This window comes from Kocuria sp. CPCC 205297 (assembly GCF_040981035.1).
Classification (GTDB): Bacteria; Actinomycetota; Actinomycetes; order Actinomycetales; family Micrococcaceae; genus Kocuria; species Kocuria marina.
On the sequence record NZ_JAVKPY010000001.1, the window covers coordinates 134,648 to 159,857 of the forward strand.

Here is a 25,210-nt window from a genome sequence, read left to right on the forward strand (position 1 = left end):
GGACCCGGTATGAGCGTCTACGCCTTGAACTACGTCTACGGCGGCCCGCAGGACATCCTGACCGAGCACCGCCCCGCCCACCGCGCGTTCCTGCGCGAACTGCACGAGCGCGGCGTCGTGATCGTCTCGGGGCCCTTGGAAGGTGACGCCGCATTGATCGTCCTGCGCGCGGACAGCGCCGAGGAGATCGAACGGATCATCGCCGAGGACCCCCTGGTGGTCCACGGTGTGGTCACGGAGCACACGATCCGGGAATGGACCGTGACGATCGGCTCGGTGGGGTCCGACACCTCCGCCTGAGGGACCCGGGACGCTCGCGCCCGTCGAAAGAGCACCGGCCTGCGTTGTGGGACTTCTACAAAGGCGCATGTGGGCCCTGCAACTACACTGGGGGGCGTTCCCAGGGCTCGCGGTACGCCCAACCAGTACCGATCACGATGACGCGAGGTGTTATGAGCCACGACCTGTCCACCACAGCAGGCAAGATCGCCGACTTCCGGCAGCGCCGCGAGGAGGCCGCTGTACCGTCCGGACAGGCGGCCGTGGACAAGCAGCACGCGCGCGGGAAGAACACCGCCCGGGAACGCATCGAGATGTTGCTGGATCCCGACTCGTTCGTGGAGTTCGACGCCCTGGCCGTGCACCACAGCACCATGTTCGGCATGGAGAAGAAGAAGCCGCTGGGTGACGGCGTGGTGAGCGGTTTCGGCACCGTGGACGGGCGCCTCGTGGCCGTCTACTCCCAGGACTTCGGCGTGTTCGGGGGTTCCCTGTCCCAGGTCAACGGCGAGAAGATCGTCAAGGTCCAGAAGTTCGCGCTGCGCAACGGCTGCCCCGTGATCGGGATCAACGACGGCGGCGGCGCGCGCATCCAGGAGGGCGTGGCCTCCCTGGCGATGTTCGCGGACATCTTCCGCATGAACGTGCGCTCCTCCGGGGTGGTCCCGCAGATCTCGCTCATCATGGGCCCGTGCGCCGGTGGCGCCGCCTACTCCCCCGCACTGACCGACTTCGTGGTCATGGTGGACAAGACCTCCCACATGTTCATCACGGGCCCAGACGTCATCAAGACCGTCACGGGTGAGACCGTGGACATGGAGACCCTGGGTGGGGCCCGCTCCCACAACGAGCGCACAGGCACCGCCGCGTACCTGGCCTCGGACGAGCAGGACGCCTTCGACTTCGTCCACGAGCTGCTCGAGTACCTGCCCGGCAACAACCTGCAGGACAGCCCGGTGCTCGACCACGACCAGGTCGAAGAGGTCACGGACGAGGACCTCGCCCTGGACACCTTGATACCGGACTCCGCGAACCAGCCGTACGACATGCGCACCGTGATCGAGACGGTCGTGGACGACGGGCACTTCATGCAGATCCAGGAACTCTACGCCCCCAACGTGATGGTGGGCTACGCCCGCGTTGAGGGTCACACCGTGGGGATCGTGGCAAACCAGCCCATGCAGTTCGCCGGGACCCTGGACATCGCGGCCTCCGAGAAGGCCGCGCGGTTCGTGCGTCACTGCGACGCGTTTAACATCCCGATCCTCACATTCGTGGACGTCCCCGGGTTCCTGCCCGGCACGGACCAGGAGTTCAACGGGATCATCCGCCGCGGGGCCAAGCTGCTCTACGCGTACGCGGAGGCCACGGTCCCCCTGGTCACGCTCATCACTCGCAAGGCCTACGGCGGCGCGTACATCGTGATGGGGTCCAAGAAGCTGGGCGCGGACATCAACCTCGCGTGGCCCACCGCCCAGATCGGTGTCATGGGCTCCCAGGGTGCGGTGGAGATCCTCTACCGCCGGGACCTCAAGGCCGCCCAGGAAACCGGTGAGGACCAGCAGCTGCGCGCCGAACTCGCGCAGAAGTTCGAGGAGGACCTGCTCAACCCCTACCAGGCCGCCGAACTTGGGTATGTGGACGCGGTGATCTGCCCGTCCGAGACCCGCGAGCAGATTATCCGGGCCCTGCGCGGGCTCGCGGACAAGCGCGCGTCCACCCCCGCCAAGAAGCATGGGAACATCCCGCTGTGAGCACGGCCGAGAACAACTCACCGGCCTCACGGGCGGCCGGTGACCTGTCCCGTCCCGCCCATGATCCGGGGACCGCGGCGGTCGCTTCGCTGCCCGAGACCACGAGTCGCCAGGACCCCCTGTTCACGGTCACCCACGGCAACCCGACCCCGGAGGAGCTAGCCGCGCTCACTGTGGTGTTCTCCGCGCAGGCCGCGGCGCAGGACGCCCAGCCCTCCCGCGCACCCAAGCCTCCGCGGTCCCAGACCCGGCGACTGCGCCTGGGCCTGCGGTTGCGACCGGGGCGCGGTGCGTGGCGGCGCACCCTGCCCGATCGCTGAGCCCAGTCCGCCGCCCCCCTTGTCAGCGCATACGAGGAGGATGCATCGAAATGGATATTGTTTCCGTGGCTGTCATCTCCTCGTCCTCCCTGGGTTCACTCGCCCTCGTGCTGCTGATCAGCGGGGTGGCCAAGCTCGTCTCCCCCTCCACCGGCCCGTCCCTGCTGACGTCCCTGCCCACGCCCCTCACGGCGCGTTGGCTACAGGGTGTCCTGCCGTGGCTCGAACTGGTCCTGGCGATCGCGCTCCTGCTGGCCTCCGGGGTGGTGCTGTGGGCCGCGGCCTCCGCCGCCACGGTGCTGTTTTCGGTGTTCACGGCCGCGGTGTTCCGCGGCACCCGGCAGTCGGATCCCGCCTCGTGCGGGTGCTTCGGCTCTCTGTCCCGTGCCCCGGTGTCCAGGCGGACCGTGGTGCGCAACCTCGCCTTCACGATCGTGGCCGTCCTGGCCCTGCTGCTCGTCACCGTGGGCGGTTACGACGGGCCGGTCCTGGACGTCCCGTGGTGGGTCGTCGTGGCGGTCGCGATCCCCGTGGGACTCATGCTCGTGAGCCTGTGGAGCGAACGCCCGGGTCCGTCCCGCGCCGGTGACCCGCACGCGCTCGCCGGGATCCCGCCGCTGCCGGGTTCCTCGCACGACGACGCCGCTGCGCCCGCCTACGCGTCCACGGCGGGTACTCCGGTCCCCGCGCAGGCGGGCCCACCGGCGGGTACGGTCCCCGGCGCCGTCGCGCCTCGACCCGCGGGAGGCTCCGCAGCCCCTCGACCGGCCGGCATTTCCAAAGCCCCCGAAGAACCCGACGTCTACGTGCGTTTGCCCATTCCCTACGCGGGGCTCACGGACGCCGCAGGTAACCCGGTGACCCTGCGTGGCCTGGCCGCCACCGCAGCGCGCGCCCTGGTCCACGTGAGTCCTTCGTGCGGGGCATGCGCCCCCGCGATCGACCGTGCGGCGGGGATGCCCGACCACCTGGGGCCGGTCGCGGTGCACGCCGTGGTGGCCCGCGAGGAGGACCGAGATCTGCTCCCTCCGAGCCTGAGTGCAGCGTGTTTGGTGGACCGCGAGCACGAGGTGAGCGCCATGTTCGAGCACCCCGGTACCCCGTGGGTCGTCGTGCTCGGTGCGGATGGGCTGCTCGCCGGCGGCCCGGTCGCGGGTACGGACGCAGTGCTCGAGCTGCTCGCGGAACTCGAGGAACGATTCGCGGGCTGAACTCGCGGCCCCGGTGCTTCGCGGCGGCCACACCGGCGCGCTCCCCGGTGCCGAGGGAACCGCGCCGTCGCCGCGCCGAATTGCGACAGCGCCGACGTGCGAGCGCACACCGCCCGGGCGTGTCGGACTCGCCAGGGTGCTTGCCGCCGGCCGGAGCGTGACTAGGGTGACACTCTGTGACGCACATCGACTCCACCCCGCAGAGCCGCGAACCCCTGGCCCCCCTGGGCACCACGCACCGCTCCGCGACCGCCGTGGACACCCTCGCAGAAACCTACTTCGACCATTGCATGGCCCTGGATCCCAGCGCCGCCACGTTCAACGGCATTCCCGGCCACGAGACCGACTACCCGGACTACGGGCCCGCGGGCCGCGCGGCCGCCGCGGAACTGGCCCGCACCACGCTCGAGCTCGTCGAGCGGGCGGAGCCCCAGGACGACGTGGACCGCGTGACGCTGCACGCGCTGAGCGACGAGCTGCGCCTGCAACTGGACCGCCACGAGGCGAACCTGGACGTGTCCGTGGTCAGCAACATCGCGTCCCCGGTGCAGGAGATCCGGCAGATCCTGGACGCCATGCCGCGGGACACGGAGCAGGAGTGGAAGCACATCGCCGGCCGGATGGCCAATATCCCCGCGGCCCTGGGGCAGTACCTCGAGGGCCTGCGCGAGGCCGTGGAACTGGACCGCCCGCCGTCTGCCCCGCAGATCGTGGAGGCCTCCCAGCAGGCGGAGCAGTACGCGTCGAACGAGGGCTCCTTCGCGATGCTCACGAACGACCCCGCCGCGCCGGAGTGCGTTCGCGAGGAGCTGCGCCGCGCCGCGGACGCTGCGCGCGAGGCGTACCGCGGCGTCGCCCGGGCACTGCGCGAGGAGTTCGCCCCCGGTGCGCGGGAATCGGACGCGTGCGGGATTGACGACTACCGGTTGCACCTCGCCTCGTTCCTGGGCGCCCGGCTGGACCCGCGCGAGGTCTACGATTGGGCGGTGCAGCAACTGCTCGAGCTGGATGCCGAACAGCGCCGGATCGCGGAGCAGATCCAGCCGGGAGCGAGCATCCCCGAGGCCATGGCCGCCCTCACCGCGGACCCCGCACGGCAACTGCGCTCCCCCGAGGAGCTGCAGGCCTGGATGCAGCGGCTATCGGACGCCGCACTGGACACCCTCGCGGACACCCACTTCGAGATCACCGAGCCCATGCGCGAACTCGAGTGCCGGATCGCCCCCACGCACGACGGCGTCATCTACTACACGCCCCCGAGCGGTGATTTCACCCGGCCCGGGCGCATGTGGTGGTCCGTCCCCGAGAACGTCTCCCAGCACGCCACGTGGGAGGAGACCACCACGGTTTACCACGAGGGTGTCCCCGGTCATCACCTGCAGATCGCCACAGCCCTGGCGAACGCGGGTGAGCTCAACAGGTGGCGCCGGATGGGCATCTGGGTCTCCGGTCACGGCGAGGGCTGGGCGTTGTACGCCGAGCGACTTATGGCCGAGCTGGGCTTCTTGGACGACCCCGGGGATCGGATGGGCATGCTCGACTCGCAGCGCCTGCGGACGGTGCGCGTGATCTTCGACGTGGGATTCCACTGCGGCTTCGAGATCCCGGAGGTGCTCGGGGACCTGCTGGGCGGCGCGCGCGCGGGTGAGACCTGGACCTCCGACGACGGTTGGGCGTTCCTGCGCCACAACGTAGCGATGGCCGATTCCGTGCTGCGCTTCGAATGGTTGCGCTACATGGGATGGCCGGGTCAGGCGCCGTCCTACCGAATCGGCCAGCAGATGTGGCTCGACGCCCGGCAGCAGGCCATGGCGCGCGAGGGAGCGGACTTCGACCTCAGGCAGTTTCATGCCCGCGCACTGCGCCTGGGCTCCGTGGGATTGGACACACTCTCGTACGCCTTGGCCCTGTAGTCGGCGGATTCTCAGGGATTCTTCAGGGTGCGGGATTTTATTCCCGTGTCGCGCTGTCATATTTCGTCATGTGGCCCGTGCCGTTTAGGATGCCCGGGCCTATCCTGGGCGCATGAATTCCGCAGAAAGTACTCACCGTCTCCCGCGGTGGATGACGTCGTTCGGGTGGCAGATCCTGATCGCTCTGATTTTGGGTCTTCTCCTCGGATCGCTGGCCGCTGCCATGGGTGGCGACCCCGAGGAGAACCCCAACTGGCTCATGACCACGTTGGACACGATCGGCACGAGCTACGTCACCATTCTCAAGGCCGCCGTGGTCCCGCTCGTGGTCACTGCCGTGATCTCCTCCATCGCCAACCTGCGTGACGTCTCCAACGCCGCGCGCCTCGCATGGAAGACCCTGTTGTGGTTTGCCATCACCGCGTTGATCGCGGTGGTGATCGGCATGCTGCTCGGTGTCATCACGCAGCCCGGTGTGGGCACCGGCCAGGAACAGCCCGGCACGTATTCCGGCAGCGAGGGCTCGTGGCTCGGGTTCCTCAAGGGCCTGATCCCCGTGAACTTCCTGGGTCTGGAGACCAGCTCCAAGGTCGTGGATCCGGAGACCGTGACCACCGCCGTGAACTTCAACATCCTGCAGATCCTGGTGGTCTCGCTCGTGATCGGCATCGCCGCGCTGAAGGTCGGCAAGGCCGCCGAGCCGTTCCTGACCTTCATGCAGTCCGCGCTGGCCATCATGCAGAAGGTCGTGTGGTGGATCATCCGCCTGGCTCCCCTGGGCACCCTGGGGCTCATCGGCCGCGCCGTGTTCGAGTACGGCTGGACCTCCATGGGTTCGCTCGTGAAGTTCGTGATCACGGTTTACGTGGGCCTGCTGCTCGTGGCCTTCGTGGTCTACCCCCTGTTGATCAAGCTCAACGGGCTGTCCGTCAAGCAGTTCTTCTCGGGCGTGTGGCCCGCCATGCAGCTGGGCTTCGTCTCCCGTTCGTCCCTGGGCACCATGCCCATGACGCAGCGCGTGAGCGAGCGCAACCTGGGTGTCCCCGGGCACTACGCGTCCTTCGCGATCCCGCTGGGTGCGACCACCAAAATGGACGGTTGCGCCGCGATCTACCCGGCGATCGCCGCGATCTTCGTCGCGCAGTTCTACGGCGTGCCCCTGACCCCCATGCACTTCGTGCTGATCGCGCTGGTCTCCGTCCTGGGTTCCGCCGCGACCGCCGGCACCACCGGTGCCACGGTCATGCTGACCCTGACGCTGTCCACGCTGGGCTTGCCACTCGACGGCGTGGGCCTGCTGCTCGCCGTGGACCCGATCCTGGATATGGGCCGCACCGCCCTGAACGTCACCGGTCAGGCCCTCGTGGCCACGATCGTCTCCAAGCGCGAAGGCATCCTGGACACCCGGCTCTACGACGCCCCACGTTCGGGTGAGCCGTTCAAGGACGACGACGCCGCCCTCACGGAGCAGCCCGCCCACTCCGGTGAGCAGGGTTCGCACGCATACGCTCCCGCCGCGCCGTCGGACGGGCAACGCACCGAGTAGGCGCCACCGACCACCGGCACTTTCTGTGAACGGGGCGGTCCGGGTTCTCCCGGGCCGCCCCGTTGCGTGTGCACATTGTGTACGCATAAGGGGGCATGCGGGTGCCTGTCGTGATGTCGGGGGCCTGGCTATAGTGTGGTACACCTCACTTTCGGACAACAGGATGGTCGCCATGAGCGTGTACACCCAGCCCGGCACGGACGGATCCGTCGTCAGCTTCAAATCCCGTTACGAACACTTCATCGGCGGCGCGTGGGTGCCCCCGGCCAACGGGCAGTACTTCGAGGACGTCACCCCCGTCACGGGCAAGGCGTTCACCGAGGTCGGCCGGGGAACGGCCGAAGACATCGAGGCCGCACTCGACGCCGCGTGGGCCGCAGCGCCGTCGTGGAACGCCTCCACGCCCGCGCAGCGAGCGCTCATGCTCAACAGGATCGCGGACCGCATGGAGGAGAACCTCGAGGTGATCGCGGTCGCAGAAACCTGGGACAACGGCAAGCCCGTGCGCGAGACGCTCAACGCGGACATCCCTCTGGCCATCGACCACTTCCGCTACTTCGCCGGTGCGATCCGCGCGCAGGAAGGGCGGCTGTCCCAGCTGGACGAGGACACCGTGGCGTACCACTTCCACGAGCCCCTCGGCGTCGTCGGCCAGATCATCCCCTGGAACTTCCCCATCCTCATGGCCGTGTGGAAGCTCGCCCCGGCGCTCGCCGCCGGCAACTGCGTGGTGCTCAAGCCCGCCGAGCAGACCCCGGCGTCCATCCTGGTGCTCATGGAGCTGATCCAAGACCTGATCCCGGACGGCGTGGTCAACATCGTCAACGGCTTCGGCGTGGAGTGCGGCAAGCCGCTCGCGTCCAACAAGCGCATTCGCAAGATCGCGTTCACCGGTGAGACCACCACGGGCCGACTCATCATGCAGTACGCGTCCGAGAACATCATCCCGGTGACCCTGGAACTCGGGGGCAAGTCACCCAACATCTTCTTCGAGGACGTCGCCCAGCAGAAGGACGGCTTCTACGACAAGGCCCTGGAAGGCTTCGCGTTCTTCGCTCTGAACCAGGGTGAGATCTGCACGTGCCCGTCGCGCGCGCTGATCCAGGAATCGATGTACGACCAGTTCCTCGCGGACGGGGTCGACCGCGTCTCTCGCATCACCGCCGGCAACCCGCTCGACACCGACACCATGATCGGCGCGCAGGCCTCCACGGACCAGCTCGAGAAGATCCTGTCCTACCTGGACATCGGCAAGAAGGAGGGAGCGAAGGTTCTCATCGGCGGCGAGCGCGCGGAGCTCGAGGGCGACCTCGCTGGCGGCTACTACGTGCAGCCCACCGTGTTCGAGGGCACCAACGACATGCGCATCTTCCAGGAGGAGATCTTCGGTCCGGTGCTCTCGGTGGCGAAGTTCGGCTCGTACGACGACGCTATCTCGATCGCCAACGACACCCTCTACGGTCTGGGCGCCGGTGTGTGGGCTCGTAGCGGTAACACCGCCTACCGCGCCGGCAGGGCCATCCAGTCCGGCCGCGTGTGGGTGAACCAGTACCACAACTACCCCGCGCACTCCGCGTTCGGCGGCTACAAGTCCTCGGGCATCGGCAGGGAGAACCACCTCATGATGCTCGACCACTACCAGCAGACCAAGAACATGCTCGTGAGCTACACCGAGAACGCGCAGGGCTTCTTCTAGACCGTGACCGGAAGGCGAGGAACCGTCATGAGCACCCCTTCATCACCGGCAGAACCGCTCCCGACGGACACCGCGGATCCCGAACATCCCGTGGTGCTCGAGACCATCGCGGCGGTACCCGGTGAGACCACCTCACGGGTCGGTTTCACCCGGCCCGCGGTGGCCCTGTTGCAGGAACTGTGGGAGCAACATGGACCCCTCATGTTCCACCAGTCCGGGGGATGCTGTGACGGTTCCTCGCCCATGTGCTTCCCCGCCGGTGAGTTCCGCACGGGCGGGGCCGATGTCCTGCTGGGGACAGCCCGGTTGCCGTCCCCGGCCGGCGAGGATCTCGGGGGCCTGGAGTTCTGGATCTCCGCCGAGCAGTTCGAGTACTGGCGGCACACGCGGTTAGTAATCGACGCCGTTCCCGGCCGCGGTGGGGGCTTCTCCCTCGAGGCCCCCACGGGCTGGCGCTTCCTCACTCGCAGCGAACTGTGTGGGATCGAGGTGTACTGATCGGAGAGGTTGGTCAATCGTGAGAAGGGTGGCTGGTTCCCGCAGGCTGCGTGGGGGCGGTGGTGGTTGTCGTAGTGCAGCCAGCCCTCGAGTTTCCCGCGGCGCTCGGCCTCGCTCGTATAGCAGCGGGCGTAGCCCCAGCCGTCGGCCAGGGTGAGGTGGAACCGCTCGATCTTCCCGTTGGTCTGTGGCCGATACGGCCTCGTGCGCTTGTGCCGGATGCCGAGGTCGATGCAGGTGTGTCGCCACAAGTGTGAGCGGTAGGCGCCGCCGTTGTCGGACAGCACCTCTCGACGGTGACACCACGCTGGTTGAACCACTCGACGGCCCGGACGAGGACGGCAGTGGCGGTGAGGGCAATGTCGTCGTCGTGGATCTCGGCGGGGCATTCAATCGCTGGGCGACAGGCTCACCAAGTGGGAAGTTCGCCGTGACCTGGGGTGACGCGTCGCTCATCCTGACCGATGGGACGGTCGTTGATGCTGGCCTCGCGATGGGTCATGTAGCCCTGTGCGTCGAAACGCCACAGCTCATTGCCGTAGGAGCGCCACCACCGGCCGTCATGGTCGTGCCACTCGTACTGGAATCGCACGGCGATCTGATCGTCGGTGAACGCCCACAGGTTCTTGCGGAGTTGATAGTCGAGTTCCCGATCCCACTTGGCGGTGAGGAAGGCTATCACCTGGTCCCGGCCGGTGATCGTCTGGTCACGGTTTCGCCACACGGTATCGACGCGGTAGGCCTGGGCGACCGTCTCGGGGTCGCGAGTATTCCAGGCGTCTTCGGCGGCCTGTACCTTGCGAGCGGCGGTTTCGGCGGTGAACGGTGGGATGGGGTTACGGGTTCGGGTCACGTGATGGCTCCTTGACCTGGGAGCGGATGTGTCAGTGGTTTGCGGGCGTTGGCCACGTGGGTGGCGCCGGGTGGTACTCGATGCCTTCTTGTACCAGGTGTAAGAGAGCGTGTCGTTGGGAGTGGGGAACGAGCCAGTGACGGTTTCGGTTTAGGCCGCGAGTGTGAGCGGCTTGGTTAGTTTGGCTTCGAACTCGATGGGCGTCAACCCGCCGAGTCTGTCCTGGGCTCGTTGACGGTGATACTTCCGCTCGATCCAGACCACGATGGCCAGGCGCAGCTGCCGGGCCATCGCGCGACCACGGAATTGGCTCCCTGTGTCGGCGTGCAGGATGCACCCGGCGACGTCGCCTCGGCGGGCGAGTGCGTCGCGGACCGCGTCAGCGGCGAGTTTCGCGGTCATCCGCTTCGAGATCGAGTATCCGACGACGCGGTTGGAGAACACGTCTTTGATCGCGCACCAGTAGAGCGTGCCTTCCTTCGCCCAATGCCCCGTGATATCCCTCAGTCAGAGCCGGTCCGGCTCGTCGGCGCGGAAGACCTGCTGGAGGTGGTCCTCGAACACCGGCGGGCCCGTTGTCTTCCCCTTCCCGCGCTGGCGAGCTCGGCAACGAGCGGGTATGTCAGCGTGGGCAGCCGCCGAGGCGCAGATTCGCTTGCGCCAAATACGCCGCAGCCCTGCTGAGCACCTCGTTGTCCTGCCCCAGGAGGCGGATCCACTTCTTCAGCTCCCGAGCATCCCCCGCGTCCGACGCAGTCTGACCAGGCCGACTTCCTTCATCACAGTCGACCTGACGGAGCCAGTTCTGCAGGGTCGCTTCGCTGATACCGAAGTCGGTAGCAATCTATGTGATGGTGACTCCGCTCTCACGACGGCGAGCGACCGCGATAACGTCCTCCCGGAACTCTCCGGGATGAGTACCGGGCATGATGACATCCTCCCCGCCAGCGCCTCTCAACGCTAACGATCAGTCATCACCTACTCGTTCCCCACGCCCGGTCTCGACCACTAAGGTGACCTACGACGCCCAGACGTGGCTATACGTCACCAACCGCCGAGCGGAAGGAAGGAACGATCGAGAGATCCGCCGCTGCATCAAACACTACCTAGCCCGTCACGTCTATCGAACCCTCAACGCTACGACCCCGGGCGTGAATGGCTCTTGACCGACATAGAAGAATCTGGACACCCCTCGGCAGACGTCACCATCGGACGTCAGTGTGGGGTTTGCCGGCAGGGGCGGGGTCGGCGGGTAGTTCTGGTTGTCCGGTTGGAAGGGTGGACAAACAGAACTACCCACTCATGCAGGTTCTACCGAGAGGTTAGATTGCGGCGACAGCCGAACGAACAGCCTCAGCCATGGACGTGGCCGGGCGTCCGATAAGCCTGCTCAGGTCTCCAGAGTTCACTAGGAGGTCTCCGCGGGCTATTCCCAGATCAGAATCTGCGAGGATTTCCGCGCCCCCCTCGGGCACTCCGACCCTGACGAGCATTGCGGCGTATTCGCGCGGCGGCAGGTCCTGGTAGGAGATGTGCTGGCCGGCCGCGGCGCTGATCTCTGCCGCAAGCTCGGCCATGGTGAACGGCTCGTCACCGCCGAGCTCATAGATCCTGCCGGCCTGGTCGTCGGCCAGCAGCACCGCGGCGGCCGCCTGGGCATAATCTGCGCGGGAGGCGGCGCTCAACCGACCATTGCCGGCACTGCCGACGAGGGCACCCTGAGCGAGCACGCCCGGCAATTGGTCGGTGTAGTTCTCCAGATACCAGCTGTTGCGCAACAGGACGAAAGGAACGCCGGACTGCTCCAGGAGGGTCTCGGTGGCTTGGTGTTCGACGGCCAGCTTCATCTCACTGCCGTCTGCGTTGGCGATGCTTGTGTAGGCGACCAGCTGGATACCCTCGCGCTGAGCGGCCTCGATCACGGTACGGTGCTGCTCCACCCGCTGGCCCACCTCGGAACCTGAGATCAGGAGGACTTTGCTGGCCCCCTTCAAGGCCTTTCCTACCGAGGCCGCGTCGGTATAGTCCAGCTTCCTCACGTGGACACCGCGCTGTGCCAGATCCGCGATCTTGTCAACTGCACGCCCTGCGGCCACAATCTCCTGCGGCGGGACGTTGCGCTCCAGCAGTGTTTCCACGACCTGGCGGCCAAGCTGGCCGGTAGCTCCGGTGATAACGATGCTCATGATGTCCTTCCATGGGGTCCTCGACGGAAGGTATAACCGCCCCACCTTTCGATTACTTCCGAAAAGAGGGTACGCACGTCGCAGTAAGGTACTGATATGAAAGTTAGTGATTCTGCATCCGGGGGTGCGTGAGGCCGGGGGCTGGTTGGCGCAGGCGGTGTGGGGCCGATGGTAGTTGAAGTGGTTCACCCCCACCCCGATCGCCTCCCGGCGGGCCTGCCCGCTGGCGTAGGGGCGGGCGTAAAGCACCTCATCGACCAGTAACCGGTTATAGCGTTCGGCTTTACAGTTGTGCCGTGGCGTGTAGGGGCGGATCCGCCAGTGCCTGCTGGCCAGTACTTCCACGGTGCGGGTGAAGCTCAACGCCTGCGTAGTTGGCACCGTTGCCGGTGGCTGCTTTCTCATCCTCGAGGGCCTCGGTGTAGGCCGGCCGGGAAACCCGGAACTTTGCAGCCACGTGAGCCTGGGGCACACCATCGTAAAGATGACGGTGCACCATCCGCAGAGGGCCGGTCGGGGTCAGGGGTGCATTAGCGTGGGTCATGAACGGGCTCTCTCGTACGGGTGGGTGGTGTAGGAACTTCCATCCCGCGACGAGCAGCCCGCTCCTCATCTCACCACCACACCCGTCCCAACAACCCCATCCCCCACAACACCTAGGAAGCACCTTCATCGGGCCCGCGTCACTCGTGAACGGCGGCGCTCCGCGCCTCGGATCCCAGGTGCGGACCCGCCGTTCGCGCGCGGTCGTCCCGTCGGCGGAGGGCGGCGCGCCGGATGAGCCACCGGCTCACGAGCTGCAGGAGCAGCCCCGCGGCGAACGTCACGGCCGTGAACGGGCGGTCGATGTCGAGCGGTAGGACCACGGCCGCCATGCACACCGCACCGAGCACGATGAACGCGGCACGAGCGATGCAGCGGCACTCGGTGCGCCAATAACCACGGGGCAGCCGCACGACCCGTCGGCATGTGGCGAGCGCCGCGAGCCACCCCGTTCCCAGTGGAACGGACAGTTGCGGGTACGTGAGTCCGGCGTCGCCCGGCAGGGCGATCACCGCGCCTCGAGCCACCACCTGGTTGGCAAGGATCAGGGCCAGGGTCACGGCCAGGGCGTCCAGCAGTATCGACGTCAGGTGGCGGGACAGCCATCGCGAAGGCCGCGCCGGTGGTGTCCCGGTGGCGTTCGTAAGGCCGATGCCGTCCGAGAGCCACGGCCCGTGCGGGAGCCCGGCTCCTATGGACGGCCCGTTCGCCAGCCCGGCCCCGAGGGACAGCACGGGCCCATTCGAGGCCTGGGACGCTGTCGCTGGTCGGGACCCGGTGACGCCGGGGAGGTCCCGTGGGATGCGCGCACCACGACGCACGATCTCGACCATCCGGGCCACCTCCCTCTCCGCGCGCGGCCGACGTAACAGGGTACATCCAGATGCTTGAGGTTGTCCCTATTTGTATGATCGCGGCCCTCCCGCGAGCACACCCCTCCTCACCGGACCGGCGTCCCCTCACCCGATCCGCCGTAGAGTGAGGGGCGTGCACCCCGCTCTCGTCCTGGCCTCGCAATCACCGGCGCGCGCATCCCTGTTGGAGCGCGCGCACATCCCGTACCGCGCCGTCGTCTCCCACGTGGACGAGGACGCCCTCGTGGCCGCGGAAGCTCCCGAGACCCCCGCAGAGACCGCATTGCTACTGGCACGGGCCAAGGCGGAGGCCGTCGCAGCGCTTCCGGAAGCGGAGGGGCGGCTCGTACTGGGTTGCGACTCCGTGTTCGAGCTCGACGGCGTCCCCTACGGCAAGCCGTACGAGCCGGACGTCGCGATCGAGCGCATCAGCGCCATGAGCGGGCGCACGGGCACGCTGCACACGGGCCACTGGCTCGTGGATGCGCGCACGGGCGAGGCTTCCGGCAACGGCCTGGTCTGTTCCGCGGACGTGCACTTCGCCACCATGACACGCGCGGAGATCGAGGACTACGTGGCCACGGGTGAGCCCCTCCAGGTCGCAGGCTCCTTCACCCTGGACGGGCGGGGATCCCAGTTCATCGAACGGGTGAACGGGGATCCGAACGCCGTGATCGGGCTGAGCCTGTCCACCCTGCGCACCCTGCTCGCCGGGGTAGGGATCCGGGCGTCCTCGTGGTGGGGTGCCGCAGCACAGGGCGGGGCGCAATGATTTGTAGATCTTCCACAGTTACCGCACCGCGGTGCCCCCGCGCTTAGGCGTTCCCCGGCGCGGGGCACTAACCTTTCGGCAGAGAGTCGACAAGGAGCTATCACGTGACAACCACCTCGCGGCAGCAAGAGGCCGCCACCGCAACCCGCCCCGTCACCAAGGTCCTCGTGGCCAACCGAGGGGAGATCGCGGTGCGCGTGATCCGCGCCGCGCGCGACGAGGGCATCGCCTCCGTGGCCGTCTACGCGGACCCGGACCGGGATGCGCTGCACGTGCGCATGGCGGACGAGGCGTACTCACTGGGCGGGACGACCGCCGCGGACTCCTACCTGCGGATCGACAAGATCCTCGACGCCGCTCGACGCGCCGGTGCGGACTCCGTCCACCCCGGTTACGGGTTCCTGTCCGAGAACGCGGAATTCGCCTCCGCGGTGATCGCGGCGGGACTCACATGGATCGGCCCTCCCCCGGCGGCGATAGCCCAGCTCGGTGACAAGGTCGCGGCCCGCCACATCGCGGAGAAGGTCGAGGCGCCGCAGGTCCCCGGCACCGCCGACCCGGTGTCCTCGGCCCAGGAGGTCCTGGACTTCGCGGACGAACACGGCCTGCCGATCGCGATCAAGGCCGCCTTCGGTGGTGGCGGCCGCGGCATCAAGGTGGTGCGTGAGCGCGACGCGATCCCCGAGCTCTACGAATCGGCCGTGCGCGAGGCTACCGCCGCCTTCGGCCGCGGTGAGTGCTTCGTGGAACGGTTCCTGGACGCACCCCGCCACGTGGAGACCCAGTGCCTCGCGGACCAGTTCGGCAGCGTCGTCGTGGTGTCCACGCGCGACTGCTCGCTGCAGCGGCGCAATCAGAAGCTCGTGGAGGAGGCACCCGCGCCGTTCCTGTCGGACGAGCAGATCGAGCGGCTCTACGAGTCCTCCAAGGCCATCCTCAAGGAAGCCCAGTACCAGGGCGCGGGGACGTGCGAGTTCCTCGTGGGCCAGGACGGGACGATCTCCTTCCTGGAGGTCAATACGCGCCTACAAGTGGAGCACCCCGTGTCGGAGGAGGTCTCGGGACTGGACCTGGTGCGGGAGCAGTTCCGCATCGCCCGCGGTGAGGCCCTCGGCTACGACGACCCCGAGATCCGCGGGCACAGCTTCGAGTTCCGGATCAACGGCGAGGACGCCGGCCGCAACTTCATGCCCTCCCCCGGCACGCTCACCACGTTCACCGTGCCCTCCGGGCCGGGCGTGCGCGTGGACTCCGGCGTGGAGGCCGGCGAGACCGTGGGCGGGAACTTCGACTCGATGCTCGCCAAGCTCGTGGTGACCGGTGCGACCCGCACGCAGGCCCTCGAACGGTCCCGCCGGGCCCTGCAGGAACTGACGATCGAGGGCATGCCCACTGTCGTCCCGTTTCACCGGGCCGTGGTGAGCGATCCCGCGTTCGCAACCCCGGACGACACCCCCTTCACCGTGCACACCCGGTGGATCGAGACGGAGTTCGACAACCGGATCGAACCCTTCACCGTGGCACCCGAACCCTCGGCGGACGAACCCGAACGGCAGAGCGTCGTCGTGGAGGTGGGCGGTAAGCGCCTCGAGGTGACCATGCCGCAGCTGGGAGGTGCGGCCCGCCCGGCCGCAGCCCAGCCCAAGGCACGCAAGCAGCGCAGCGGACGCGGCACGGCGGCCCGCGGAGCCTCGGGGGATTCCCTCTCCTCACCCATGCAGGGCACGATCGTGAAGATCGCCGTGGCCAACGGGGACGAGGTCTCCGAGGGGGACCTGATCGTGGTGCTCGAAGCCATGAAGATGGAGCAGCCGCTCACCGCCCACAAGTCCGGTGTGATCAAGGACCTGGACCTGTCCGAGGGGGACACCGTCTCCGCCGGCACCGTGCTGGCCTCCATCACGGGCTGACGTCCCGGCGCATCGCCTTACGGGGCCGGGGCATCGCTCCGGAGCCCCCACCAATCCGTCGTAGCGGCCCCGGTTCGGAACAGGACCGGGGCCGCTACGCACCCGCTCGACGACGAGACCGGCCCAGCACACGAACTGAGCAACGTCGAGGTTCCATCTCGGAATGTGGACGCCAGAATTCACCATGCGGTATGGCCGGTCTTATCTTGAAGGCATTTCGCCCCTGAGTCCCTGTGAGGTTCTTCATGTCTTCCACCGTGTCCACCGTGGATCCGGGATCCCCCGCGGAGCAATCACGTGTGCCCCGCAGCCGCGTGATCCTGGCGTCCCTCGCGGGAACCACGATCGAGTTCTACGACTTTTACGTATACGCGACCGCTGCGGTGGCCGTGTTCCCCGCCCTGTTCTTCACGGGCGAGAACGACACCGCCAAGCTGCTGGCCTCCATGGCCACGTTCGCCGCCGCCTTCTTCGGCCGGCCCATCGGCTCCGTGATCTTCGGTCATTACGGGGACCGGATCGGGCGTAAGGCCACCCTGATCGGCGCACTGCTGACCATGGGTATCGCCACGTTCCTGATCGGCCTGCTGCCCACGTTCTACCAGATCGGCATCTGGGCTCCCCTGATCCTCACGATCCTGCGCTTCTGTCAGGGCCTGGGACTGGGCGGCGAATGGTCCGGTGCCTCCCTGCTCGCGACCGAGTACGCGGAGGAGGGCAAACGGGCCCGCGCCGCGATGTGGCCGCAACTCGGCGCGCCGTTCGGGTTCATCCTGGCCAACGGCTTCTTCCTGCTGCTGACCGTGGTCATGCAGTTCGGCACGGCGGGTCTCCACCTGGGCACGGGCCACCCGTTCCTGGTGTGGGGCTGGCGGATTCCGTTCCTCGCGTCCGTGGTCATGGTCCTGCTGGGCCTGTGGGTGCGGATCAAGCTCGAGGAGACCCCGGTGTTCCAGCGCGCGGAACAGCAGGGTGAGAAGGTCAAGGCCCCCGTGGCCGAGGTCTTCAAGACGTCGTGGGTGCAGATCATCCAGGGCACGTTCATCATGCTCGCCACGTACGTTCTGTTCTACCTGATGACCGCGTGGGTGCTGTCCTACGGGATCGGCAAGCCGGAGACCGGTGGCCTGGGCATCGAGTACCGCACGTTCCTGATCCTGCAGTTGCTCGCCGTGCTGCTGTTCGCCGCCATGGTCCCCGTCTCGGGCTGGCTCGCGGACCGCTACGGCCGCCGCTCCTCGCAGCTCGTGATCACGAGCCTCATCCTGCTGTTCGGCCTGAGCTTCGCCCTGATCATGAACCCCGACCTCGTGGGCACGGGCGCGGATGCGTCCCTGCTGCGCGTGCTGGTCTTCCTCACGGTCGGCATGACCCTCATGGGCCTGACGTTCGGTTCCATGTCCGCGATCCTGCCCGAACTGTTCCCCACGAACGTGCGCTACACCGGTTCGGGCATTGCGTACAACGTCGCGTCCATCCTGGGTGCGGCGATCACCCCCTACATCGCGGTGCTGCTCAACGCGCGCTTCGGCGTGGGCGCGGTGGGCCTGTACCTGTCCTTCGCCGCCGTCATCACGCTCATCGCGCTGTGGTTCTCCCCCGAGACCCGGCACGTGAACATGTACACCGTGCGCACCAAGGCCGCCAAGTAGGCCTTCCGCTTCCACGGACGACGACGCCGCGGTGACCTTCCGTACGGAAGGTCACCGCGGCGTCGTCGTACCCGGGGTGCGAACCGTGCCCGGCCGGAACGAGCGGTGCTCGCCCGAGCGGGGCAGTCAGCGGTGGACATGCAAGCGGCGCGCGGCCTCCGCGATCGTGCCGGACAGGGACGGGTAGACCGCGAACGTGTCGGAGAGGTCGTCCACGCCCAGGCGGTGGGTCACCGCGAGCGCGATCGGGAAGATCAGCTCGGAGGCGCGCGGTCCCACGACCACGCCGCCCATGACCGTCCCGCTGCCGCGGCGGGCGAAGATCTTCACGAAACCGTCGTCCACGGCCATCATCTTGGCGCGCGGGTTGGTGGACAGCTTCATGGTCATGCCGGTGAACATCGCGGGATCCGCCTCGACGTCCGACTGGGAAATGCCCACGGAAGCGATCTCCGGGGACGTGAAGATGTTGGACGCGACCTCGTCCGTGTGCAGCGGGTGCACGGTGTCACCCAGGATGTGGGCCACGGCGATCCGGCCCTGCATCGCGGCCACGGAGGCCAGGGGCAGCACGCCCGTGCAGTCACCGGCGGCGTAGATCCCGCTGACCGACGTGCGGGAGACCGAGTCCACCTTGATGTGACCGCGCTCGTCCATGGCGACCCCGGCCTCCTCGAGACCCATGTCCGCGGTGTTCGGGATTGAGCCCACGGCCAGCAGGCAGTGCGAACCGCGCACCTTGCGCCCGTCAGAGAGCGTCACGCGCACGCCGTCCCCGGTGTTCTCCACGGAGTCGGCGCGGGAGCGGGACAGCACGCGCAGACCGCGGCGCTCGAAGACGTTCTCGAGCACCTGGGCGGCATCGGTGTCCGAACCGGGCAGCACCTGCTCGCGGGACGAGATCAGGGTGACCTCCGAGCCCAGGCCGTTGTACGCGGAGGCGAACTCGGCGCCGGTGACACCCGAACCCACCACGATCAGCTTCTCGGGGATCTCGGTGAGCTGGTAGATCTGCTTCCAGTTGAAGATCCGCTCGCCGTCAGGCTTGGCGGTGTCCATCTCCCGGGGGTGCGAGCCCACGGCGAGCAGGACGACGTTCGCGTGGAGTTCGTACTCGGCGTCGTCGTCGGAGGGGCTGACCACCACGGTGTGCTGATCGGCCAGGCGGCCGCGGCCCTGCACCACGCGCACGCCCACGCGCTCCAGGCCGCGCTTGATGTCACGGGATTGCGTGGCGGCGAGGCGCAGCAGGCGCACGTTGACGGTGTCCAGGTCCACGCGGAGGTTGTTCAACTCCTCGCTCGCGTCCTGACCGTCCCCCACGTGCACGCCCAGGTCCTTGGCGTCCGCGAACCGGTTCATGGTGTCCGCGGACGCGATCAGGGTCTTGGAGGGGACCACGTCCGTGAGCACGGCGGAACCGCCCATGCCCTGCTCCTCGATCACGGTGACCTCCGCACCGAGGGACGCGGCGACCAGTGCGGCCTCGTAACCACCGGGGCCGCCGCCGATGATCACGAGCTTCGGATTCGCAAATTCAGTCTGCACACTCACGGTCCCCATTGTTGCAGCATTTACCACGGGTGCTACCGCCCATGATGGTGATCCGGGTCTTCCGTGGGCCGGTTACGAGTGGCCGAGTCAGCGAACACACGTCGTAGGAGGAGACATGTCCACCGTCGCTCTCGTTGTCGTTCTGGGCTTCGTCCTTTTCGTCGTCCCCGTCGTCGTCCTGGTCGTCGGGGTGGTTCTCACGGCCTCAGTCCGCCGGCAGCGCCCGCGCGCGTCCGATCCGGCCCCTCCGCTCAATAGCCACGTGATGCGGAGTGCACCTCCCGCCGATCGTTGAGGACGACCCCTTGCCCGCAGGACCCTTGCCCGGGCCTTTCACGTCCGAGCGGTGGATCGCGGCTTAGAGTGGTGACCGTGACTGAGAACGCAACGGCTTGCACGGATCCCTTCGACCTCGCCCGCCGCGCCGCGGACGTCCTGCGTGAGCGCACCGGCGTGCAGAGGCACCGGATCGCCCTGACCCTGGGCTCCGGGTGGGGCGGTGCCGCGGACCTCATCGGTGAGACCGAACACGAGATCCCCGCGACCGAGATCCCCGGCTTCTCCGCCCCCGCCCTGCAGGGCCACGGCGGCACCCTGCGTTCCATCCGGCTCACGAACGGGGACCACGCCCTGGTGATCGGGGCGCGCACCCACTTCTACGAGGGCAAGGGTGTGCGGGCCGTGGCCCACGGCGTGCGCACGGCCGCCGCGGCCGGAGCCGAGATCATGATCCTGACGAACGGATGCGGCGGACTGAACCCCGCATGGGCGCCCGGGACCCCCGTGTTGATCCGCGATCACATCAACCTCACCGCCCATTCCCCGCTCGAGGGCGCCACCTTCGTGGACCTCACCGACCTTTATTCTCGGCGGATGCGGGACATCGCCCACCAGGTGGACCCCGGACTCGACGAGGGCGTTTACGCCCAGTTCACCGGACCGCACTACGAGACACCGGCGGAGGTTCGGATGGCCAAGGTGCTCGGGGCGGACCTCGTGGGCATGTCCACGGCGCTCGAGGCGATTGCCGCGCGCCACGCCGGCCTCGAGGTGCTGGGGATGTCTCTCGTGACCAATCTCGCGGCGGGGATCAGCGACGAGCCCCTGTCCCACGAGGAAGTGCTCGAGGCCGGCCAGGCCGCCGGTCCCCGGATCTCCCGGCTGCTCGCGGACGTCGTCGCGAAGTTGTGAGAACGCGCGCCGGTTCGGGTGCTCGATATCGACGGAATGTCGGCAAGTTCCGGTCCCAGGCACTAGACTGGGCTCAGGAACGTAATGGGCCCGCCGCGGCGGTCTGAAAGGGTGAACTCATGGTCAGAAGAGCCGAAACACACACGAGCGATCAGTACTCCGCTGGGCGCACGGTGGAGGATGGCAGCCACGCGGTGACCGAGGACCACCGGGCCGCCCGCTCCGACCACGATTCCGCGTCCCGCCGCAAGCCGCAGTACTCTGGCCAGGATGGCGTCGTGAAGAACGCCATCCTCTTCGGCGGCGGTTTCATCACCATCCTGGTGAGCCTTTACCTCTTCGCGTCCTACCCGGACAGCTGGTTGCTGTTCCTGCTCGGGATCCTGGCCTACGGCCTGGCCCTCATGGTCCCCACCACGATCCTCAACGGCAGCACCGCCAAGCACTCCACGGGTGGCAAGGCAGTTACCCTGGACCTCCCGCGCGACGCCTCCGAGATGGCCCGCCAGCCCATTGGAGCGAGTCAGCGCCAGGACAACGTGAGCCACTGACGCATCACATCCACGACAGCCCCACTCGTCCACCCGGATGAGCGGGGCTGTTTCCATGTGGGGACCTGCGACGACGCCGCGCCAAGGTACCCGGGGTGAGTCAGTACCCGAGCGAGGCGGCGCCCGGACGGGGCCGCGCTATCCCTACTGCGAGACCTCCTCCGTAGGTGCCTGTACCGGAGGGAAGATCGCGTCCAGCACGTCCCGTGCCCATGCGAGGATCTCCCCGTCCACGAGGTCCTTGCCCCCGATCCGCGCGGTCTTGGGTTTGGGGATCAGCGCCATGCGGGTGTCCGCCCCCGGGACCGACTTCACCTGCGCGCCCGGGTACATCCGAGTCAGGCGCATCTCGCGGGACTCGGTGAGCTCGGCCGGCGAGAACCGGATCATGGTGCCCTGGGTGGCCACGTCCGTGAGACCCGCGGCGCGCGCCCGGATCCGCAGCCGGGCGACGTCGAGCAGGTTCTCCACCGGGGTGGGTAGCGGGCCGTAACGGTCCTTGAGTTCCTCGCCGGCCTCCGCGACGGCTTCTTCCGTGGCGGCGTTCGCGATCGTGCGGTACGCCTCGAGCCGCAAGCGCTCACCGGGCACGTAGTCGTGCGGGAGGTGGGCGTTGACGGGCAGCTCGATCTTCATCTCGGCGGGACCCGTGTCCTGGTCGCCGCGGTACTCGGCCACCGCCTCCCCCACGAGCCGCAGGTACATGTCGAAGCCCACGCCCGCGATGTGTCCGGACTGTTCCCCGCCCAGCAGGTTGCCCGCGCCGCGGATCTCGAGGTCCTTCATGGCCAATTGCAAGCCCGAGCCGAGCTCGTTGTGGGCGGCCACGGCCTTGAGCCGTTCCAGTGCCGTCTCGCTGAGCGGTTTCTCCGTGGGGTACAGGAAATAGGCGTAGGCACGTTCACGCCCACGGCCCACGCGACCGCGCAACTGGTGCAGCTGCGACAGCCCGTAGCGGTCCGCGTGGTCCACGATCAGCGTGTTGGCGTTGGCGATGTCCAGGCCCGTTTCCACGATGGTGGTGCACACCAGGACGTCGAACTTCTTCTCCCAGAAGTCCACGATGATCTGCTCCAGGCGCGACTCGCTCATCTGCCCGTGGGCCACCGCGATCCGCGCCTCGGGGACGAGTTCGGCGAGCGCTTTGGCCTGCGCCTCGATCGAGGACACACGGTTGTGGATGAAAAACACCTGGCCCTCGCGCATGAGCTCACGCCGGATGGCCGCGGAGACCTGCTTGTCCGTGTAGGGCCCCGCGTACGTGAGCACGGGGTGGCGTTCCTCGGGCGGGGTCGCGAGCGTGGAGGTCTCACGGATGCCCGTCATGGACATCTCCAGCGTGCGCGGGATGGGGGTCGCGGACATGGCCAGGACGTCCACGTCCGTGCGCATGGCCTTGAGCTTCTCCTTGTGCTCCACGCCGAAACGCTGTTCCTCGTCGATGATCACCAGGCCCAGGTTCTTGAACTGGGTCTCCTTGGAGAGCAGTCGGTGGGTCCCGACGACGACGTCGATCGCGCCGGAGCGCAGTCCCTCGAGCGTGGCCTTGGACTCCTTGGCGCTCTGGAACCGGGACAGCGTGGCCAGGCGCACCGGGAAGCCCGAGAAGCGTTCGGCGAAGGTCTCGGTGTGCTGCTGGGCGAGCAACGTGGTGGGCACGAGCACGGCCACCTGTTTGCCGTCCTGCACGGCCTTGAACGCCGCGCGCACCGCGACCTCGGTCTTGCCGTAGCCCACGTCCCCGGAGATCAACCGGTCCATGGGGATGGGCCGTTCCATGTCCGCCTTGACCTCGTCGATCGTGGTGAGCTGATCCGGGGTCTCCACGTACGGGAAGGCCTGTTCGAGTTCGCGCTGCCACGGGGTGTCCGGGCCGAACGCGTAGCCCTTGGACGCCATGCGCGCCGAGTACAGCCGGATCAGTTCGTTGGCGATCTCCTTGACGGCCTTCTTGGCGCTGCGCTTGGTCTTGTTCCAGTCCGCGCCACCCATCTTGGACAACGACGGCGCTTCCCCGCCCACGTACGTGCTCACCTGGTCGAGCTGCTCCGTGGGCACGAACAACCGGTCCCGGGGACCGTTGCGCTTGGACGGCGCGTACTCGAGCACGAGGTACTCGCGCACGGGCTTGGGTTGACCCGGGGCGGTCATGGCCCCGGCGATCGGTCGCTGCACGAGTTCGATGAACTGCCCGATCCCGTGCTGCTCGTGCACCACGTAGTCGCCCTTCTGCAGGGCCAGGGGGTCCACCTGGTTGCGCTTGCGCCGCTGCGGCAGTTTGCGCTGCGCCCGGTTGTCGTAGGCGGTGGAACGCCCGAGCACGTCCGCCTCGGTCAGCAGGGCGGTGCGCGTGGACTCGATGACGAACCCGCGTCCGGCGCGGGCCGTGGTCAGTTCCACGAGACCGGCCCGGGGCACCTCCGTGAGGCTGTCGCACCGGGCGGCGGGGATCTCCGCCCCGTGCAGCAGCTCGCTCAGCCGCTGCAGCGGTCCGGGGCCGTCCGTGACGAGCACGACCCGCCAGTCGTCGTGCATGCGCTCCCCCAGGAAGCGCAGCATGGCCTCCACGTCCCCCGAGAACCGGGTGGGTTCGCGCGCCGTGACGGTCAGGGTGTCGGCGTCGGTGTCCGCGAGCCGGACCTCCTCGTCCGCGGTGTCGGCGTCGATCTGGGAGGTCGTCACGGCGTTGACGTTGAGCCCCGTGACGGACCACCACCCCACCCACCGGTCGAGCGCGAGTTCCCGGACCTCCCCCACGGTGTGGAAGGACCCGGCGGCGAGCGTGCGGGACGCGCCGTCGTCGGCGTCGAGCGCGGCGTGCAGGTCCAGCGGGGCGTCGTTGCCGCCCGAGGCGGACTCCCACGCGGCCGTGAGGAACTCCTGGTTGGTGGCCACGAGGTCGTGCGCGCGGGCCCGGACCTTCTCGGGTTCGAGCACCACGGTCATGGAGCCTTCGGGCAGCAGGGACATGAGCTGGACCATCTCGTCCGCGAGCAGTGGCGCGAGCGATTCCATGCCCTCCACGTACTGCCCGCCAGCAATACGCTCCAGGATCTCGCGCCCACCCGGCAGCTGTTCCTTGAGCTTGGCGGCGCGCGACTGCACCGACGGGGTGATGAGCAGTTCGCGGCACGGCGGCGCCACGATCACGGACGGGTGTTCGGCATCGGTCAGCGTGCGCTGGTCCGCGACCGCGAACCACCGCATCTCGTCGAGCTCGTCCCCGAAGAACTCCGCGCGCACCGGGTGGTCCTCGGTGGGCGGGAAGACGTCGATGATCCCACCGCGCACCGCGAACTCACCACGGCGGGTCACCATGTCCACGCGCGAATACGCTGCCCCGGCAAGACGTGCCACGAGCTGCTGGAAGTCGTACTCCTGGCCCGTGCGCAGCGTCACCGGTTTCATGGCACCCAGCCCGGCGACCACGGGCTGCAGCACCGAACGCACCGGCGCCACGACCACGCGCAGCGGCTGTTCCCCGTCCTGCACGTGGTCCAGGCGCCGCAGCACGCTCAATCGCTGACCCACGGTGTCCGAGCGCGGCGAGAGTCGTTCGTGCGGCAGGGTCTCCCAGGACGGGAAATTCGCGATCTGCTCGGCGGGCACGTAGGACTCGAGCCCCGACTGCAGTTCCTCGGCCTCACGTCCCGTGGCGGTCACGGCAAGCAGGATCGGGGTGGACCCCGAGGAACCGCCCTTGGCCCCGTCGGACGACGACGCTGCCCCGGCCCCGTCCGCGAGCCCCCGCGCGATCTGCGCGAGCACCGGCGCGCGCAAGCCGTCGGTCGCGCTGATGATCGTCTCGGCGGAGCGTTCCGTGAGCGGCCGGGCGGCCTGCGCGCGGATGTTCGCGAAGCTGCGGTCCTCGGAGAGCGCGGTGAGCAGACCGGTCAGGGACATGGGTGGCTGACTCCTGGTGGGTGC

The 25,210-nt window shown here is 68.0% G+C and carries 18 protein-coding genes and 3 pseudogenes; 13 read left to right on the forward strand and 8 right to left on the reverse strand.

Annotated features, from left to right (window positions below; all coding sequences use genetic code 11):
* The first annotated feature begins 9 nt into the window (after positions 1 to 9).
* From RF650_RS00670 to RF650_RS00705, 8 genes are all read left to right on the forward strand, one after another.
* On the forward strand, positions 10 to 300 hold the full coding sequence (locus tag RF650_RS00670) for a YciI family protein (protein ID WP_064846905.1): 291 nt from the start codon (positions 10 to 12) through the stop codon (positions 298 to 300).
* Positions 301 to 452: 152 nt separating this feature from the next.
* A complete protein-coding gene (locus tag RF650_RS00675) occupies positions 453 to 2,033 on the forward strand; it encodes an acyl-CoA carboxylase subunit beta (protein ID WP_064846904.1) in 1,581 nt (526 codons plus the stop codon).
* A complete protein-coding gene (locus RF650_RS00680) occupies positions 2,030 to 2,353 on the forward strand; it encodes an acyl-CoA carboxylase subunit epsilon (RefSeq protein WP_242670450.1) in 324 nt (107 codons plus the stop codon). Before RF650_RS00675 ends, RF650_RS00680 begins: the two co-directional genes overlap by 4 nt.
* A 50-nt stretch (positions 2,354 to 2,403) precedes the next feature.
* Positions 2,404 to 3,564: a MauE/DoxX family redox-associated membrane protein gene (locus tag RF650_RS00685; RefSeq protein ID WP_368813830.1), complete on the forward strand. Its 1,161-nt coding sequence runs from the start codon at positions 2,404 to 2,406 to the stop codon at positions 3,562 to 3,564.
* A 176-nt stretch (positions 3,565 to 3,740) separates the two neighbouring features.
* Complete coding sequence (locus RF650_RS00690) at positions 3,741 to 5,477, forward strand: DUF885 domain-containing protein (RefSeq protein WP_368813831.1); 1,737 nt, start codon at positions 3,741 to 3,743, stop codon at positions 5,475 to 5,477.
* 112 nt (positions 5,478 to 5,589) lie between these two features.
* Positions 5,590 to 7,023, forward strand: coding sequence for a dicarboxylate/amino acid:cation symporter (locus RF650_RS00695; RefSeq protein WP_368813832.1), 1,434 nt, complete (start codon positions 5,590 to 5,592; stop codon positions 7,021 to 7,023).
* 172 nt (positions 7,024 to 7,195) lie between these two features.
* Positions 7,196 to 8,719 carry an aldehyde dehydrogenase family protein gene (locus tag RF650_RS00700; RefSeq protein WP_368813833.1) on the forward strand — a complete coding sequence of 508 codons (1,524 nt, stop codon included), beginning with the start codon at positions 7,196 to 7,198 and terminating at the stop codon, positions 8,717 to 8,719.
* A 27-nt stretch (positions 8,720 to 8,746) separates the two neighbouring features.
* Entirely contained in the window at positions 8,747 to 9,217 is a 471-nt protein-coding gene (locus tag RF650_RS00705) for a DUF779 domain-containing protein (RefSeq protein WP_368813834.1), read from the forward strand.
* Here RF650_RS00705 and RF650_RS00710 read toward each other — a convergent pair.
* The 6 genes and pseudogenes from RF650_RS00710 to RF650_RS00735 all read right to left on the reverse strand — a co-directional run.
* Positions 9,208 to 9,596, reverse strand: a pseudogene (locus tag RF650_RS00710) (integrase core domain-containing protein); the annotation flags it as partial. The gene RF650_RS00705 and the pseudogene RF650_RS00710 overlap by 10 nt on opposite strands.
* A 30-nt stretch (positions 9,597 to 9,626) precedes the next feature.
* Positions 9,627 to 10,070 (reverse strand): nuclear transport factor 2 family protein, encoded by a 444-nt coding sequence (locus RF650_RS00715; protein WP_368813835.1) that lies wholly within the window; start codon positions 10,068 to 10,070, stop codon positions 9,627 to 9,629.
* Between the two features lie 150 nt (positions 10,071 to 10,220).
* Positions 10,221 to 10,998: pseudogene (locus tag RF650_RS00720) on the reverse strand (DDE-type integrase/transposase/recombinase).
* Between the two features lie 394 nt (positions 10,999 to 11,392).
* Entirely contained in the window at positions 11,393 to 12,256 is an 864-nt protein-coding gene (locus RF650_RS00725; RefSeq protein ID WP_368813893.1) for an SDR family oxidoreductase, read from the reverse strand.
* Positions 12,257 to 12,376: 120 nt separating this feature from the next.
* Positions 12,377 to 12,800 (reverse strand): annotated as a pseudogene (locus RF650_RS00730) (integrase core domain-containing protein); the annotation flags it as partial.
* Positions 12,801 to 12,939: 139 nt separating this feature from the next.
* Positions 12,940 to 13,632: a hypothetical protein gene (locus tag RF650_RS00735; protein ID WP_368813836.1), complete on the reverse strand. Its 693-nt coding sequence runs from the start codon at positions 13,630 to 13,632 to the stop codon at positions 12,940 to 12,942.
* A 154-nt stretch (positions 13,633 to 13,786) separates the two neighbouring features.
* Here RF650_RS00735 and RF650_RS00740 point away from each other — a divergent pair, with 154 nt between their 5' ends.
* The 3 genes from RF650_RS00740 (at position 13,787) to RF650_RS00750 (ending at position 17,987) form a co-directional block, all read left to right on the forward strand.
* Positions 13,787 to 14,425, forward strand: a complete 639-nt coding sequence (locus tag RF650_RS00740; RefSeq protein ID WP_098053336.1) for a nucleoside triphosphate pyrophosphatase — start codon at positions 13,787 to 13,789, stop codon at positions 14,423 to 14,425.
* Positions 14,426 to 14,529: 104 nt separating this feature from the next.
* Complete coding sequence (locus tag RF650_RS00745) at positions 14,530 to 16,335, forward strand: biotin carboxylase N-terminal domain-containing protein (protein WP_368813837.1); 1,806 nt, start codon at positions 14,530 to 14,532, stop codon at positions 16,333 to 16,335.
* Between the two features lie 245 nt (positions 16,336 to 16,580).
* Positions 16,581 to 17,987, forward strand: a complete 1,407-nt coding sequence (locus RF650_RS00750) for an MFS transporter (protein WP_368813838.1) — start codon at positions 16,581 to 16,583, stop codon at positions 17,985 to 17,987.
* 126 nt (positions 17,988 to 18,113) lie between these two features.
* Here the strand turns inward: RF650_RS00750 and RF650_RS00755 are convergent, their stop codons facing one another.
* Positions 18,114 to 19,550, reverse strand: coding sequence for an NAD(P)H-quinone dehydrogenase (locus tag RF650_RS00755; RefSeq protein WP_082943397.1), 1,437 nt, complete (start codon positions 19,548 to 19,550; stop codon positions 18,114 to 18,116).
* Between the two features lie 363 nt (positions 19,551 to 19,913).
* Here RF650_RS00755 and RF650_RS00760 point away from each other — a divergent pair, with 363 nt between their 5' ends.
* Together RF650_RS00760 and RF650_RS00765 are read left to right on the forward strand one after the other, a co-directional pair.
* Complete coding sequence (locus RF650_RS00760) at positions 19,914 to 20,732, forward strand: purine-nucleoside phosphorylase (protein WP_085106998.1); 819 nt, start codon at positions 19,914 to 19,916, stop codon at positions 20,730 to 20,732.
* A gap of 119 nt (positions 20,733 to 20,851) precedes the next feature.
* Positions 20,852 to 21,283 carry a hypothetical protein gene (locus RF650_RS00765; protein ID WP_368813839.1) on the forward strand — a complete coding sequence of 144 codons (432 nt, stop codon included), beginning with the start codon at positions 20,852 to 20,854 and terminating at the stop codon, positions 21,281 to 21,283.
* Positions 21,284 to 21,427: 144 nt separating this feature from the next.
* Here the strand turns inward: RF650_RS00765 and mfd are convergent, their stop codons facing one another.
* Complete coding sequence (mfd, locus tag RF650_RS00770; protein ID WP_368813840.1) at positions 21,428 to 25,186, reverse strand: transcription-repair coupling factor; 3,759 nt, start codon at positions 25,184 to 25,186, stop codon at positions 21,428 to 21,430.
* Between the last annotated feature and the right edge of the window lie 24 nt (positions 25,187 to 25,210).